General features: G+C 44.6%; 10 protein-coding genes. 1 reads left to right on the top strand and 9 read right to left on the bottom strand.

Features of this window, described 5'->3' with window-relative positions:
• The first annotated feature begins 216 nt into the window (after positions 1 to 216).
• Positions 217 to 1,596, top strand: coding sequence for a PhoH family protein (locus tag F0251_RS09840; protein ID WP_019826941.1), 1,380 nt, complete (start codon positions 217 to 219; stop codon positions 1,594 to 1,596).
• 101 nt (positions 1,597 to 1,697) lie between these two features.
• Here the strand turns inward: F0251_RS09840 and tldD are convergent, their stop codons facing one another.
• The 9 genes from tldD to F0251_RS09885 form a co-directional block, all read right to left on the bottom strand.
• The gene (gene tldD / locus F0251_RS09845) at positions 1,698 to 3,143 is read right to left on the bottom strand and encodes a metalloprotease TldD (protein ID WP_019826943.1); all 1,446 of its coding nucleotides are present in this window, start codon (positions 3,141 to 3,143) and stop codon (positions 1,698 to 1,700) included.
• A gap of 19 nt (positions 3,144 to 3,162) precedes the next feature.
• Complete coding sequence (locus tag F0251_RS09850; RefSeq protein ID WP_171730905.1) at positions 3,163 to 3,975, bottom strand: carbon-nitrogen hydrolase family protein; 813 nt, start codon at positions 3,973 to 3,975, stop codon at positions 3,163 to 3,165.
• A gap of 65 nt (positions 3,976 to 4,040) precedes the next feature.
• The gene (locus F0251_RS09855) at positions 4,041 to 7,913 is read right to left on the bottom strand and encodes a YhdP family protein (protein ID WP_171730890.1); all 3,873 of its coding nucleotides are present in this window, start codon (positions 7,911 to 7,913) and stop codon (positions 4,041 to 4,043) included.
• 10 nt (positions 7,914 to 7,923) lie between these two features.
• On the bottom strand, positions 7,924 to 9,393 hold the full coding sequence (gene rng / locus F0251_RS09860) for a ribonuclease G (RefSeq protein WP_004740839.1): 1,470 nt from the start codon (positions 9,391 to 9,393) through the stop codon (positions 7,924 to 7,926).
• 20 nt (positions 9,394 to 9,413) lie between these two features.
• Positions 9,414 to 10,037 carry a nucleoside triphosphate pyrophosphatase gene (locus tag F0251_RS09865; protein WP_171730891.1) on the bottom strand — a complete coding sequence of 208 codons (624 nt, stop codon included), beginning with the start codon at positions 10,035 to 10,037 and terminating at the stop codon, positions 9,414 to 9,416.
• Between the two features lie 7 nt (positions 10,038 to 10,044).
• A complete protein-coding gene (gene mreD, locus F0251_RS09870; protein WP_019826951.1) occupies positions 10,045 to 10,533 on the bottom strand; it encodes a rod shape-determining protein MreD in 489 nt (162 codons plus the stop codon).
• Entirely contained in the window at positions 10,523 to 11,410 is an 888-nt protein-coding gene (gene mreC, locus F0251_RS09875; protein ID WP_008220573.1) for a rod shape-determining protein MreC, read from the bottom strand. Before mreC ends, mreD begins: the two co-directional genes overlap by 11 nt.
• A 94-nt stretch (positions 11,411 to 11,504) precedes the next feature.
• Complete coding sequence (locus F0251_RS09880; RefSeq protein WP_004740843.1) at positions 11,505 to 12,548, bottom strand: rod shape-determining protein; 1,044 nt, start codon at positions 12,546 to 12,548, stop codon at positions 11,505 to 11,507.
• Positions 12,549 to 12,698: 150 nt separating this feature from the next.
• Positions 12,699 to 17,783, bottom strand: a complete 5,085-nt coding sequence (locus F0251_RS09885) for a DUF6701 domain-containing protein (protein ID WP_253821623.1) — start codon at positions 17,781 to 17,783, stop codon at positions 12,699 to 12,701.
• Between the last annotated feature and the right edge of the window lie 2 nt (positions 17,784 to 17,785).

Consider the following 17,785-nt stretch of genomic DNA (forward strand, 5'->3'; position numbering starts at 1 on the left):
TGCAATCAAACTGTCAAAAAGTCATGGCTAATCTATTGGTAGCAGATTGCTGCTGTTAATGAATGCGCCATATTCACTCATCACAATATGACGATATTCCTCTCGATGAAGTTTAGGTGAGTAGTTGACTATCACCAGAATGAGATACTAATCTTTAAGTGAGCTTTATCTACGTTCAATGAATGCAAGGCAAGCCGTACGCGGCAAGGAGATGCTATGGGCGAGACCAACCGGAAGCTATTTGTTTTAGACACCAATATCCTACTTCACGAACCCTTCGCTATATTTTCTTTCCAAGAGCACGATGTCGTTATCCCCATGACAGTGCTAGAAGAACTAGACAGAATCAAAGACAGTAAGAGAGACGTTGCCCGAGATGCGAGAATTGCGATACGAACTCTCGAAGATCTATTCAGGGAAGCTACACCAGACCAAATATCGGAAGGTATCCCTTTCACCAAAGACATTAAAGCCTCAGGCAGTATTTCAATACTCGCCGATTACGAACTTCAAGAAAGCATCAAAGCCTTTGCCGACGATAAGGCAGGCGATAACCGAATCCTCAACGCTGTACTCTACCTTCAAAACAAACGCGCGCCACGCGAAGTGGTTCTCATCACCAAAGACATCAACATGCGCTTACGCGCAAAAGGCGCGGGCGTACGTTTCGTTGAAGATTATCAAACCGACCAACTCATCGATGATATCCAATACCTCACTAAAGGTTTCCAACAACTTGAGGGCGCATTTTGGGACGGTATCGACAACGTCGAAAGCAAAAACCTCGGCGGAAAAACCTTACACACGTTAGCAAGAGAGCCTTTCGAGCCGACCTTCCTCAACCAATATGTGATTGATGAAGAGAGCGACTTTGCAGCAAGAGTTGAAGAGATTGATACTGAAACCATCACACTCAGGGACTTAAGCCGTGAACGCTTAATGAACCGAAGAGCTTGGGATATCACGCCAAAAAACATTTATCAGGGAATGGCGATTGATGCGCTACTCGACCCAGATATTGACCTGGTGATCCTAACTGGTGCGGCAGGTAGTGGTAAAACGCTGCTCGCCATGGCTGCTGCACTTGAACAAACCATAGAGCGCAAACAGTTCGATAAGATCATCGTAACCCGAAACACGCCCGATATTGGAGAGTCGATTGGTTTCCTTCCTGGTTCCGAAGAAGAGAAGATGCTGCCTTGGTTGGCTGCTGTGACTGATACACTGGAAGCGCTGCACAAAAACGACCACTGTACCGAAGGGTCCATGAAATACATCTGTGACAAAGCCAATATCCAGTTCAAGTCGATCAACTTTATGCGTGGCCGTTCCATCCAAAATGCGTTTGTGCTTCTCGATGAGTGTCAGAACCTCACTGCATCGCAAATCAAAACCATCATCACCCGCTGTGGTGAAGGGACCAAGATTGTCTGCTCAGGTAACCTAGCGCAGATAGATTCTTCTTACTTAACCCCTGTTACTTCAGGTTTAACCTACATGGTTGAGCGTTTTAAAAACTTCGAAGGCAGTGCCAATATCCACCTCAATGGCGTGGTACGTAGCCGACTGGCAGAGTTTGCCGAAGAGAACATGTAATCGCTTTCTACTACTAACCCTTCCTCAAAGACAAAAAGCGCCTCACGATGGAGGCGCTTTTCACTTTAACTTTGCAGTCATTTTGCTGAGACTAGACTGATTTACTCAGTACCACCAACGGTCAGAGAGTCTAGTTTCAATGTTGGCTGACCAACACCCACCGGCACGCTTTGGCCAGCCTTACCACAAACACCAACACCACGGTCGATACTTAGATCGTTACCCACCATAGACACCTGCTGCATCGCTTCGATACCAGAGCCGATCAGTGTTGCGCCCTTAACGGGATGAGTGATCTTACCGTTTTCAATCATATAAGCTTCAGAAGCTGAGAACACAAACTTACCAGACGTAATATCTACCTGACCGCCGCCGAAGTTTGGTGCGTAGATACCTTTATCGACTGTCGCAATAATCTCTTCTGGTGTGTGCTCACCCGGTAGCATGTAGGTGTTCGTCATACGCGGCATTGGAAGATGCGCGTAAGACTCACGACGACCGTTACCGGTTGGCGCTACACCCATTAGACGAGCATTAAGCTTGTCTTGCATGTAACCTTTTAAGATACCATTTTCGATCAACGTGTTGTACTGACCGTTAACACCTTCATCATCCACGTTCAGTGAACCACGAAGGTCAGTCAATGTACCGTCATCGACAATCGTACATAGGCTTGAAGTAACTTGTTCGCCAACTTTTCCAGAGAATACTGAAGACTCTTTACGGTTGAAGTCGCCCTCTAAACCGTGACCTACGGCTTCGTGCAGCAGAACGCCCGGCCAACCAGAACCGAGAACGACAGGCATTGCCCCAGCAGGAGCAGCAACTGCTTCAAGGTTAACAAGCGCTTGGCGAATCGCTTCATCAGCAAACTGATAAGCTACTTGAGTGCCTTTATCATCGCTTAGGAAGAAGTCGTAACCAAAACGGCCACCACCACCAGCACTACCACGCTCACGGCGATCGCCTTTCTGAGCAAGAACACTAATAGATAAACGAACCAGCGGGCGAATATCGCCAGCGTACGTACCATCAGTCGCGGCAACCAGCATCTGCTCATGCACACCGCTTAGGCTTACCGATACTTCCGTCACCATTGGCTCTTTAGTACGAATGTAAGCGTCCAATGACTTAAGAAGTTCTGTTTTTTGCTGCTTTTCCCAGCTTGCTAACGGGTTGACTGCATCATAATACGCTTGGTTAGAGTTGCGCTTGAAGGCTTGTACCTTGCCGTTTTGACCTTGCTTCGCAATACCACGAGCTGCAATTGCGCTCTGCTTAAGACCATCCAGTTGGATTTGGTCAGAGTAAGCAAAACCGGTCTTTTCACCAGATACTGCACGAACGCCCACACCGCAATCGATATTGAAAGAGCCGTCTTTAATAATGCTATCTTCTAGCACCAAAGATTCGTGCCAGCTTGACTGAAAGTAGATATCAGCATAATCAATTTGGCGGGTAGCAATGCTCGCCAATGTATCTGCGATATTTTGCTCCGTAAGCCCTGTTGGGTTCAGTAGCGCTTCTTCAATTTGATTAATGCTCATAGATGGCTCTTGTTTGTAATTAAAATTGATTGGTAAATCGAGTGTGTTGTGTGATGGGCATATTTTGCCTAATGGATTCACAACTGGATGTGTCTATCTCGACCACCATACTTTTAGGGTCTTGATCTAACTGTGCGACCACTCTCCCCCAGGGATCAACCACCATAGAGTGTCCCCATGTTTCTCTTTGGCAAGGGTGCTTACCACCTTGCCCTACCGCAACAATCCACGATTGTGTTTCGATTGCCCGGCATCTTAACAATGCTTCCCAGTGCGCCTGACCGGTTACCGCAGTAAACGCAGCTGGTACCACGATGATCTGCGCGCCTTGCTGGCGTAACTCTGAATACAAGTGAGGAAAGCGCACATCATAGCAAATACTTAACCCTAAGTGACCAAAAGGCGTTTCCGTTGTCACAACTCGGTCACCCGGTGTGAAAATATCGGACTCTCGATAGCACTTGTGGGCATCGGCGACATCCACATCGAACATATGTAGCTTGTCATAGTGAGCCACTAAGCTGCCAAAGTCATCAATCACTAGAGTCGTTGTGGTGACACCCTTCACTGTACTTATCGGCATACTGCCCACAATGATCCAAATACGATGAAGCCTAGCTAACTCAGCCAGTTTTTTCTGTAATGGACCACCATTCAATGGCTCGGCATGCTGGTGATAATCCGCTTTGCTACCGAATACCAATGCATTCTCTGGGCAAACGACCCATTTAGCCCCTAACGCCTTACACTTGGCTACCTCTTTGGCGAGATAACCAAGGTTACTATCAGGGTCAGGGCCCGAAGTCATTTGAATCAAACCAACACAATCCATGTGTACTGCTTCTCCATTCATTATGATTCAGAAATCACTATTTATCTGTATATTAGGACTTACTTTTACTCTGCCAACTTTCTTAGATTTTCTGGAAGTTGGAACTCACCGGAGCTACGAGAAAGCTCACTTACCGTTGGTGAATCCAGCGGGCCTTTCACCGAGTAATTAACCTGAGTAAAGACCTCAACAACCGGTGAAATCACCGTGGTTACCGCCAATACATACAACGCTGTTTGAGGCGTTACCGCAAACGCTGTTAGCACTGGAATACCCGACGTGATATCTGGCGTAAAGTTTACTTCTGCATCTACCTGACGAGTATTTAGGTTAGCGATGCCTTTTATCTTCATCTCACCCGCCACAGCATCCATGTTCAGGTCATTGGTCAGGAAGATACCATTTTGAATCTCGCCAGTGCCTGTGATGCTGTTAAATGCCATACCTTTATCAAACACATCAGAGAAATCGAGCTGCATCTTACGGATGATCGAATCTAAGCTAAACAAACCAAGTAAGCGAGCCGCCCCGCTCACATCTGAGATAATACCTTTACCGAACTTGGTTTTTACGTTGCCATCAAGCGTATCCATCTTGATACCCCAAGGTGAACCGTCCCAGTCAAGTTGAGCTTCTAGCTCAAACGGTGCTTTTTGAATCCCCGAGGTGATACCAAAGCGCTCCATCAACTCACTGTTATTTTCACCTTCAACGTCAACTTTCAGCGATGAATGACTCTGGTCACCATTCAATTCCCACCAGCCACTAACATCCGCTTTGTTGCCGCCGCTGCGTACCTGAATTTTTTTCCACGCAATGCGATTGTCTTCTCTAGCCAATTCTACATCGACCTTGCCAACTTTATAGCCTTGCAGCCAGAAGTCGTTAAGAGTTAGCTTGAGATTTGGCATCACATCATGGATCTTTCTATCCAACTCAGAGATCAGCGGTGCTTCTTGCTCTTTGCGTTGCAGCAATGGTTCCTGGTTTGATTTGTCGCTCCATTCAGGAACAAACAGATGCAAGCGATCCAACGACACGGTTAAATCATAAGGAGGTAGATAATTAATATCCCCTTCTAGCTCTTGGCTCGATACTTCCATTTGCCAAGCTTGTTTATTCTTGCGTGCACTAAAATCCACATCATTCCAAGCAATACCACCCAGAATCAGCTCTTTACTTTCAAAAGTCACACGACTTGGAGCTGGAATCGTTGGTGTGTTCATTTGGCTTAGAACAGCTGTTGATGGCTGTACCGGCTCCATGATCACCGAAAGCCAATCATCAGCATTAAACTTATCCGTGCGAATCAACGCATGGTGACCAACTACCGGGCTAATCTTGTAGCCACCTCGACCTAATACTAGGTTGGTCGCGGTTAACTCAGGCACATCACCCGTGATATCAATTTCAGCTTGGTACTTGGTATTCGGTAACTGCAAACGCGCAGTAATCGCTTCTTGGTTACCCGATGCTTGTAGCCTTGCTGAACCACTCTCTAATGACTTTTTCGCCAATGGGTATGGGTAATCGCTCGCGAGATATTTTAGGTCAGACTGTAAATCTAATTGGTAAGTAAAACCGATATCATTGAGTTGAATATCAATCTGACTTTGCCATTGTGCATGACCAGATAGACGACTCAACCATTGCTCTCCAATATAAGGCTCTAAAGGTTTCACATCCCAATCGCCCAGAACGTCAATATCAACTGCATAGCCAGGGCCATCATTCTGCCCTTTAAAATCAATAGAGATGCCTTGTTTAAGCAAGTCTGCCGCTAAACCATTCGCTGTCACAACATCATTATCAAACTCGATACGACCCGTGGTGTTTTCTAACACCATTGGTGGCGCTTCAATTTCAACATGGTTGCCGCTTAGGTCAGCGTAACCCCACGCTCTGGCTTCTTTATCAGAGTCGAATGGGATATTAAGCTGGAATTCGGAAGAGACATCACCGCTAACTTGCAGTGCGGTTAACGCAGCACCCACGGAGTCAACCAGTGGCGAAGCCGTCATGTAATCACGTACCGCATTACCTGACGCGGTGGCCTTTGCTTCTATCTCGATATGGCCGCCTTCACCCAAATAAGGAATACGACCTGTGATTCGATCGGCAGTCACATCCATTAATTGTGCAGAGCGAGAATCGAGATGCATCGCATCATTCTCAAACAATAGATCAAGTTGCAGGTCTGTAATCAGCGGCCACGCAGTATCAAAACTAAACTTGGCGTCTTCTAATCCAACCCAGATTTGGAAAATACCATCGTGATTCGCGTATGGGTATTGAGCCAATTCACCATGCCACAACAGTTTTACAGTATCTGCCTTACCCGCTTGAATCGCAGTAGATAGGTAATCAGTCAGGTCTTGCCCAAGCGCTAAGGTCGGTAGGTAACGCCATGTTTCGCCAACGTTGTAAGCGTCTGCTTCACCATAAAATGATAAGTAAGGGCTCGCATCTTTAGGGAAATCTAATCGAAACGCACCTAACACTTGTAAATCTGGCGTGGCTGCCGTGACTTTATCAGACCAAAGCTTCCAGCCGCTCTCGTCTTGCTGCCATACAATATCAACTTGACCTTGCTTGATGTTTAAAGGCGCTTGGAAAACATCGCCATACGGGAATACATCGTCAATAACATGTAGGCTGGCTTTTGCTTCAGTCATAGAGCCGAACACGCTACCAGAAACTTGGCTAAAGCCCGGCACTAAATCCCATTGCTCAATCGCAAGATCAGAAAAACTGGCGGAGTAACGTAGGCTCTCGATACCAGATTCCATAGATAGACGAATATCAGAGACCGTACCGCCCGGAGACAGCACATTTATCATCTTGGTTGACTCTTCTGAGTCTGGCAGCAGCTTGATAAGCGGCGTAATCGTCGAGATATCGAGCTCAGACACATTAAGCTGCCAAGGGCCTTGTTGCCACTTAAATGCGACATCGAGTTCGGGCCACGGCGTATCATCGGTTCTCAAGTTAAGTGAGTGACCATTTACTTGCCAACCCTCATCGATTGGAGACAACTTAAACACGCCCGATTCAAGCATCAAGTCATGCTTGCCATCTTCGTTCCAGGTCAATTCTGAAGGCAGCACTTCGACGTAGGCACTTACTGGCTTGCTATTACGTAGCGTGAGCCAGCTATTTAGGCTCACGGTCCCCGTTTCAATGCCAGACTCAGCCTGCATGTAACGGGTTAACCAAGGTTTAATCGAGATGTTATCTGCGCTGACATAAAACTCACCAGTCACATCTGTCAGTGAACCGCCATCAATAAAGTTAGCGCTTACTGACAAAGAGTTAAGGTTAGCGTCTTTGATGCTCACCACACCTTCTGCGAGGTGGTGTTTGCCAGAGTTTTGCCATTTTAAAGTTTCGATATCAAGCTGACGCTCTTCATCAGAAACAGCACGATACAAAATGGTGGAATCTTTCGCGGTGACATCGACCAAGGTTTTCAGCAGCAGATTATCGAGCTCCTGCATCACACGCTTAGAAGACCCGGAATCTTTGGGTTTGTCAGTCTCGTTTTGCCCAGCAAACAGGTCAATAGAGCGGATATCAAGATACATCTGATTCATGACCAAATCCGCCACAACCGGACGCATCTGAACAAGCGATTGAATCAAGTCAAACTCGACTTCAACACGCTCTACAGAGAAGGCCACGTCTTCTGCATTACGAAGGCTCGCTTTAACACCTTGCAGTGCTATGGAAGGGTGAGTGTTACGCCAAAAACCACCCACGTCTTGAATCGAAAACTCAAAACCGGAATGTTGATTTACCCAAAGCTCAATTTCAGATTGATACTTGTTTAAATTGGGTAAGGCTACACGCAGTGTAGTAACAGCAATGGCTAGAGTTACTAAGAGAGTAACCACTAACCATAAGCATGCACGTAGAATCAGAGTAACGCTTGAGCTCACAAAATTTCCATTACATCATAACAACATCAAACTGCTCTTGTATGTACAGAGGCTCAGCCTGGATTTTAACTTGTTTACCAATAAACACTTCAAGCTCAGCAAGCGCATGAGACTCATCGCCCTCTAACGCTTCAGCAACCGCTGCAGCAGCATAAACCACAAACTTGTCAGCGTCGTAGGCACGGTTGACACGAGTGATCTCTCGAAGTATCTCATAACAAACGGTTTCAACTGTCTTCACGCTGCCACGACCTTCACAAGCAGGACAACTCGAACACAGAATATGCTCAATGCTTTCACGAGTGCGCTTACGCGTCATCTCGACCAAGCCAAGCTGTGTAAAGCCATTAATATTGGTCTTTACACGATCTTTATCTAACGCACTCTCTAAAGAAGTGAGCACTCGCTTACGGTGGTCTTCCGACAGCATATCGATAAAGTCGATAATGATGATGCCGCCTAAGTTACGTAAACGTAGCTGACGAGCAATCGCTTGTGTCGCCTCTACATTGGTATTGAAAATCGTCTCTTCTAAATTGCGACGACCGACAAAGGCACCGGTGTTGATATCAACCGTGGTCATGGCTTCCGTTTGGTCGATAATCAGATAGCCACCAGACTTGAGCTCAACTTTACGATCCAGAGAGCGCTGAATTTCGTTCTCAGTATCGTACATATCAAAGATAGGCTTATCACCTTCATACAGCTCAAGCTTATCAGTCAGCTCTGGCACATATTCAGAAGTAAACTCTTTAAGGTTTTCATATTCAAGGCGGGAATCGACCTGAATCTTGCTCAATTCCGTTCCTACGAAATCACGTAAGATACGCTGACTTAAACACAACTCACCGTACAAACGAGTGCGCGCTTTATGCTTGCCACGGCGTTCCAATACTTTGAGCCATAGACGCTTCAAGAATGCCGCGTCTTGTGCAAGTTCGTTTGAATCAGCGCCTTCTGCAGCAGTACGGATAATAAAGCCACCATGCTCATCACAATAATGAGAGACGACCTTCTTAAGACGATTGCGCTCAGATTCGCTATCGATACGTTGAGAAACACCAACGTGACTCGCCCCCGGCATAAAGACGAGGTAACGAGATGGCAGAGTAATATCCGTGGTTAGGCGAGCACCTTTGGTACCCAGCGGGTCTTTAACGACTTGAACCACAATGTCTTGCCCTTGACGAACAAGCTCTGAAATATCGCGAACCTGAAATTGCTTCTTTTCATTTTCAGCGACACATTCAGTGTGTGGGACAATATCAGAGGCGTGTAGAAAAGCTGCTTTCTCAAGACCGATATCCACAAACGCAGCCTGCATTCCCGGAAGAACACGACTAACGCGACCTTTATAGATATTTCCTACGATTCCGCGTCGAGCGTCTCGTTCGATATGGATCTCTTGAAGAGTTCCCCCTTCAATCATGGCCACGCGAGTTTCACTCGGGGTCACGTTCAGCAACAATTCAGCACTCATGGTGCACCTCAGATTAGTAATTATAAGAATTCTTGCAGTAGCTGGTCCGTTTCAAATAAAGGTAAGCCGACAACGGCGTAATAACTACCTTCGATTCGGGTGACAAAGCGCCCCCCCAAACCTTGGATCCCATAGCTACCGGCTTTATCGCATGGCTCCCCTGTTTGCCAGTATTGTTCTATTTCTTTTTCACTGAGGGGTTTAAACCATACGTCGGTAATAACGATTTCTGTTTTTTGTTTTTCTTTTGAAACCACTGACACAGCCGTCATCACTTGGTGACGTCCATTCGCTAACTGAAGCAGCATACGCATAGAGTCAGAAAAATCCGCGGGTTTCTCGAGCACTTGCCCTTGGCTAACTACTACAGTGTCAGAGCCAAGAACAACCGTATCAGAACCAAGCACTACAGTATCAAAACCAGAAGCTACATGCTGCTTTTCAGAAGGATTCGTTGTTAATAAAGACAGCGCAGCTAAGGCTTTATCTAAAGATAGTCGCTTAACGTACTCTTCGGCGGTTTCTTGAGTGTGTTTACACTCTTCAACATCGGTGACTAAGACAGAAAACTCATAGCCGAGTTGAGATAATAATTCTTTGCGGCGCGGCGAACCGGATGCCAAAACTAAATGTTTCTTTTGCATTGTCATGTTACCTCACATGCCAATGGCGACGCACACGTCTCATTAACAAGAACATCCAAGGCCAAAGTATACAGTTTATCAATGCACTCCATAACGATAATGGATTGAAAACGACATCTTGGATCAAATATTCACCGAAGAATATCAGCACCTCAAACAATACCGTTAACGCCGCAATGATCATGGCTTGTTGCCACAGCGCCATATTACGAATTACGAGGAAGTTTAACGCAACAATGTACATCACGATTGCCATCATCATGCCTCGAATTCCTAATGTCGAACCAATCAAAAGGTCCCACAATAGGCCAAGAATCAAAGCGCTGCCCACGTTAACACGGTGCGGCAAAGCCAGAACCCAGTAACAAGTAACCAGCAATAACCAAGACGGTCTGAACAAGTCTAAACTGCCTGGCCATGGAATGGTTTGCAGAATAAGCGCGATCAATAATGAACAGCCAATTACTATCTTGCTTCTTAAAACGCTATTGGCCATTTTCATCCTCTAACATTGCTTGCTCTATGTTGGATTGATCGGTTTGTTTCTGTTTGTTTTCGTCAGGCCACACAAGCAGCAGATATCTAAGCTTATCAAACTCAACCACAGGTTCCGCTTTGATTACCGCAAACTCACGTTTCGGATCGTAATCAACCTTAGAGACATAAGCGACTGGGTAACCTTCTGGATAAACACCACCAAGCCCTGACGTTACCAAGAGGTCTTCTTCCTGAATGTCAGTACTGGTTGGAATGTGCTCTAGCTGGATTTCATCAATCATGCCATTGCCAGAAGCAATCACACGGATATCGTTACGGATAACCTGGACGGGAATCGCATTGTTTGCATCCGTCAGTAGCAAGACTCGACTATTGTGAGCCGCAACAAAGGTCACTTGACCAACAATGCCTTTCTCGTTGATCACCGGCTGACCTTCATACACCCCATCAATCTGACCTTTATCGATCACGACTTGATGACGGTATGGAGAGGTATCAACGGCCATAACTTCAGTAACGACTTTCTTTTCATCACGGATAAACGGAGAGCCTAATAGCTTACGAAGGCGCTTATTCTCTTCTTGATATTGCTCAAGCAAAATAAGCTCGCTCTTCAGTCGCAAGACTTCTCGTTTCATATTATGGTTTGATTCGATCAGTCCTTTACGAGTGCTAAAACGGTCGTATACACCGTCGAACATCGTACGAGGTAGGTTAGCTGCATATTGAATTGGGGCAACCATGCTGTTCAATAGATAGCGGACATTTGAGAAAGCATCTAAACGACTATCAGCCAGCATAAGGCTGGCTGATAAAATTACAGCAAAAAACAGGCGCAATTGTAGAGAGGGACCTCTACCAAAAATTGGCTTCATTCTATATTTGATCCTAGAGCTACATTTGATCCTATAGACAAGGTCCTAGGCTCTTTACATAAAACTAGATAATAAAAGAGCCTAACACTAGATATTATTCTTCGCTGAACAGATCGCCGCCGTGCATGTCGATCATCTCTAGGGCTTTACCGCCACCTAGAGCAACACACGTTAGTGGCTCTTCTGCAACAACAACAGGGATACCTGTCTCTTCTGTTAGCAGACGATCAAGGTCTTTAAGCAGTGCACCACCACCTGTTAGTACCATACCGTTTTCTGAGATGTCAGAAGCAAGCTCTGGTGGACACTGTTCAAGTGCAACCATCACTGCCGATACGATTCCAGATAGAGGTTCTTGAAGTGCTTCAAGGATCTCATTTGAATTTAGGCTAAAGCTACGAGGCACACCTTCAGCAAGGTTACGGCCACGTACTTCGATCTCTTCTACTTCATCACCAGGGTAAGCTGAACCGATTTCGTGTTTAATCTTCTCTGCCGTCGCTTCACCGATCAAGCTGCCGTAGTTACGACGAACGTAGTTGATGATAGCTTCATCAAAACGGTCACCACCGATACGAACAGAAGATGAGTAAACCACACCGTTTAGAGAGATAACCGCAACTTCAGTAGTACCACCACCGATATCAACAACCATAGAACCCGTTGGTTCTGATACGCGTAGGCCAGCACCAATCGCTGCAGCCATTGGCTCATCGATTAAGTAAACTTCACGAGCACCAGCACCTAGCGCAGATTCACGGATAGCACGACGCTCAACTTGCGTTGAACCACAAGGTACACAAACCAAAACGCGAGGGCTTGGTTTAAGCACACTGTTGTCATGCACTTGTTTAATGAAGTGCTGAAGCATTTTTTCCGTTACGTAGAAATCAGCAATTACGCCATCTTTCATTGGACGGATCGCTGAAATGTTACCAGGCGTACGACCAAGCATTTGCTTAGCAGCGTGGCCCACAGCAGCGACACTTTTTGCAGAACCCACACGATCTTGGCGAATAGCTACAACTGAAGGCTCATCAAGAACAATGCCTTGGCCTTTTACATATATAAGGGTATTGGCAGTACCTAAGTCAATCGATAGGTCGTTTGAAAACATGCCACGAAGTTTTTTAAACATATTCTTCGCTCATCCTGCAAGAATTAGAAGACAAAAATTGCACTAAATGTACCAATGCCTTGCTGTCACGGCAAGGCATTGAAGTATAAACATGGACTGAAATCCGCAATTTCTTACAGATTCCTAACTTAACCATCAAAAATTATATTATTACTGACCTGTTAAGCCGCTTTCACCTCGGTAAATAACGCGATCGTTACCACGGTAGATGCCAAATGTGACGACGGTGGAGGGATCTTCATCGCCTAGTTGGCGCCAATTGTATTGCAACCAAGGTTGATCTTCGTAATCTGTCGAACATGATATGTCATTTTCGCCCGTCTTCTTGCTTGGTTTCGAATCACCCATTCTTAACCATAGACGGACTTGCTCACGCGGCGTATCTGTACCTGCAGGCGTATTTTGATTCGCGGTGACCTCTTCCTCACCATCATCTACGCTGCCACTGCCGTTAAGCGAAGCTAACGTGGTTATCGCCCCGTCACTGTGCCAAATCAATTGTTTACAAGCTTTTGAACCATCAAAGGCGCTGCGACTATCATCATCGTTGACGACAAATTCGCTGCCATCCCAGAACTCAGCTCGCAATGGAATAGTTAGAGTAGTACCGGAATTACCACCAATATCATCCAGTGCCATTCGACCATATCGAGCAGGAGGTTGAACCAGAAACTCTGCAGAGTCTGTCAAAGTATCAGAATCAGTAAATGACACAGGATCAACGCCGTCTATCGTTAAGCCGAAATGGGTAACTGTAGAATTAGCATCCGATGTATTAAAAGGATTATCCTTGCGGCTAACACTATCAGAATCCGTAACTCGCTCAAGAACAGCGGCACTATCGTTCAACAACCAGTGCTTGCGATCAGTAGACCAAGACCCAGCATCAGTATCTAGTAAGAACCGATTATCGACGGCTGTATCCTCTAGAACACCAAAATTAGCTTGTAGGCTCGAGGCGAAGAATTGATAGTTATTAAGGGCGTTGCCGACACCGCTTTCACCTGATGCCATTGGGTACACTTGATGAACAGTTGAGTCGTAAGGTTGACTCAAATAAGCAATGTCGTTTTGATTCGCGACATTCCATTCAGGATTCTCTTGCAGGAAATATTTCGGATAAAAGCGGCCAATTGATTTACTTCCAGAGAAGCCACCGAGAATCTTGCCATAAAAGCTATTCGAGTCTTCAGTAACCTCAAAATTAAAACTACCCACTTCTGAATATTCTAAGTTCTTAAACTTATAGCCATTATCAGAAAGTACTATATCGGAGCTAGATTGAGTTAGTTGACTAGTCGGCTCTAAGCTACCTAATACGGCACCACTGTTACTAGGTGTATCTAATGTATGAGTTGCACCCACCGCACCTGCAGAAAGCAAATAATTTTTTGTTACCAAGCTATTATTACATTGCAGACTTGCATCACTCGTGAACCGAATAGGTTTAGCATACACGTCAAACTCTTCCCCTGCAGCAGCAAACGCACTCCCACTACTACTGTTTCCATCAGAATTGTTGTTCGTGCAGATTGCAAATTTCCAAGGTCGAGAGTTCACCAAGAAGCTACCTGAGAGCTTATCAACGCCACTTTCAGGGCAACCTGATATTTCACTACAATCGAAGCTGTTATCAGTCAACGTGACTTTAAATTGACCTGACTCTTGAATAGAAAGTGTATCGGTTGTTTCACCTTGATCACTTAACTCAAAATCTGGAGCGTAATCTAATAAGCTTATCGCACCATTTCCGTTCGCAGGCTGGACGATACCTAAATTCACAGTGGGCGTGCCCACATAATCTTGTGACAACGAAGAGTCTTGCGTATTACACGACGATACCTTTGCCGTCACGTCGTACCCCTCGCCAGCCACGACAAACTGCTCATTAACATAAAACTTATAGGGTACGAAGTTAATTTTTGATGCTGCTGTTTCTAATTCACCATTCCAGGTACCACTGACATCATAACTCTCTAATTTAGAAGAAGATAAGTACAGCGTTCTTTGCCCATTCACAAAGTGACTTTGATAGTCCCCTGAAGCTGTAGAGCAACTATTTCCATTTTTATCTTCACACCACTTCCCAGTAAAATTTGGGGCATGAGATGCAGTAAAATTATCTTGAACGGTACTAATTACATTGCCGTCATCATCTACGACTTTGAATTCAACCTCAGCTACTTCACAGGTTAGAACGTGTGAATGCTTGGGGGTAACAACAAGAGAACCTTTAGGAATAGGAGGAAGCGGACAGCTATAGTCAGGCTTATTGATAGTGACATTAGAATTAAACTGAGTCGTTCTTGCTGTTACTGCACCTTCAACTGAGGACTGATTTAACTCAATGTAATCAGCAAGAATAAAACCTTTAAATATCGAATTACTTCCTTCAAAGATCACTTTAGCATCTGGAGCATAGATTATTGGATAAGCATCTTCCGAAGATATTTCAACCCGATTTGAAAAACGAATCTCATCAATAACATTGAGCTGGCTTCCTGATTCAAAAATAAACTGAGTCGATCCTGAGCTGTATTTGAACGAGCCAAATGTTACTGAAGCGAGCTTAGGAATAACTAACTCAACATCATTACCGTTTGATATATCTAAGTTCGAAATATAAATGCCATCCTTAAGTTTTACTCGAACGACATTGTAGTCATCCCCCCATTTATTAAGCGTCAAACTAGCGAGATTTTTCTCAATAGTAACTTCAACATTTCGTCCACTTTCTTGATATGAGCATAACGATGAACCAGCCCCACATGAAAGGGCAATGTTGTCATTGCCAGCGTTTAAAATAAGGGAGTCGCTAGGTTTTTGTGTTGGAACAGAAACCACATTCGCACCATCGACTTTACGCAAGCTATTTAATGAATCATTGTTTCCAAGATCGCAACCGTATTGCCCCTCACAAATCGGGTTATTATATACTTTATCTAATGTGTCGTAGTTGGCATGATCGAAACCTAACATTAAGTATTGCTGCATTGCATGACGCAAACTCGGGGAATCATCATAGAATGGGTAGTCGTCCGATTTTGTATTTAGATATCGAGATATATAGTCGTCAGACCAACCTAAAAAACGAACCGAATTGTTAGTGACAGTAAGTTCGCTATTTACTCCAGTCCAGCTTTGAATTGGCTCAGGGAACAAGTTACATACGTTGACTGGAATTTCGACTTCAGGAATTTCAAAAGCAAAGTAACCTACTGATTCATAAGCACCATGCTTACGAGTACTCAGGGATGGTGCATCTTCATCAAATGCGAACGTAAATTGGGATGATCCAGCGCTCACGTATTGCTTACAATAACGCAGCCAGCCACCATCCCCCCCATTTCGGGTTTGCTTATTCGCAATCACACCAAATTTATTAAAGTTTTGATGCAGCGATATTTCATTGTTAAGGCATGACCAACCAATAGATTTATCTGGTTCTATTTCGATTTTCTGGTTGTAAGTACCCGGAGCTTGAAAAAACTCAATTTTTGATGATTTAGATTCATCTTGACCGGAGAAGGTAGGAACCGCTAAGTACGCAATTTTCTTAGCTGAAGAGGTTGGCCCCTGTCGCCCACGTTCTAAAGCGAGTTTGAATTTCTGGTTAGTTAAACCAGAGATTGCAGTCGTAGCCCAATCTCGATCCTTACCTTGAACTTGAGCCATGATCACGGGGTTTGCAATATCACCTCCCTGATATGAGACCGTTTCCCAATCAGAACTGCCACAGGCATTACCTTTACATTGAGCTTTAGAAGTTATGATATTGCCAGCTTCACCATAAACCTTAGAACCATTATGATCGTAAAAAGTTAGCCTTCCAGGCTCAGTAACAAAGTAGTAAATCGGCGACATCCGATCCGTGGAGCTATAACTCTCAGCCGACTCACTTTCAATGGTTGCGCCTTTCTTCGAACCCCAAATAGTCGCAACACTAGTCTTGGTAGGTACACTATTCACAATATTATCGGGGTCAATAGTCGACATTAAGAATACAATTGGATTCTCATATTGCTTTTGAAACAACAAGTTGCAACCATGAGTGCAATCCATCCCTTCAATAGAACCAAACTCATAAGGTACATCTTTCAGACTAGGCTGTTCTGGCAAACAATCGTTGGGAACGGCTCCATTCAACACAGCGTTATCATGTAGGTCGATTTTCTGGGATGTAACACCACCATTGAGGGTCACATTCTTATGAAGTTTAACTTCGGTATTCGCTAAAATTAGAGCATTGAATTGATAAGTATTATCAGAGTGAAAGTGGGCTTCATCTCCATGCACGATAATCCAAAAATCCTCCGCACTACCTTGATGCTCTATTTTCCCGTTATGCTCTACTTCAATATTCTTTACATGCAACTTTGTATGAGAACCAACCTTTAAAATAGCCGAGCCTGAGCGATGATCTTTTCCTATTTTTAGGGTTTCAATCACATACTCTCCTTGAAGCTCTAAAGTACCACTTTCAATAACTACCTCATGATAGTAGTTACTATTTAAAGTTGTACCATCTAAGGCACTGCCGCTAGTCACTGCAACATTTTCATATCCATCATTATCTATATCGATAAAATTTGGAACGATCGTTGCCGCAAGTGATTCATCAACGGCACAACGTAATCCATCACACCCCCCATTAGAGGTATCATCTTTGAAGTCTTTGTTAGATTCATCCCCATTGAAGAAACCGATCTTTCCATCAACAGTTGTATTAGTTATCTGTGTTCCATTTTTTAAATGGAGCTTTATTTTGTCATTACTTGCCCAACGTTGGGCAGGTCCCTTAAAAACATCACACGTTTGAGGAACTGTTGGAAAAGGAGGGCGGGGCTTAATAGAACGACACTCTAAGTCATCCCCATGATGCAGCCAGAACTGTACCCAGCTATTATCCGTTTCATACAGTGAGCTCGACGCAGTAATAACATGACTATTGTTGCGAGTAGCGGTAAATCTTTTAAGGGCTTTGGAGTAAACAATTTTAATATCGTCTCCATTGCTAGCGGCCGCATCCCTGATGATTGGATGACCTCCCGAACGCTTATTGCTCCAGATTGTTGTTCCAAACTCGGAAAGATTGGTATTTGAGTTATGATCTACTTCATAGTTAATTTCAAAACCATCGGTGTTATTCAAGTTTACATAACAAGAATCCCAAGGATTGGCTAAAGCAAAATTCATAACAAAAAACTGGGATAAGATAAAAACATATTTCAACATAA

The organism is Vibrio sp. 070316B (assembly GCF_013114115.1).
GTDB lineage: Bacteria > Pseudomonadota > Gammaproteobacteria > Enterobacterales > Vibrionaceae > Vibrio > Vibrio chagasii_B.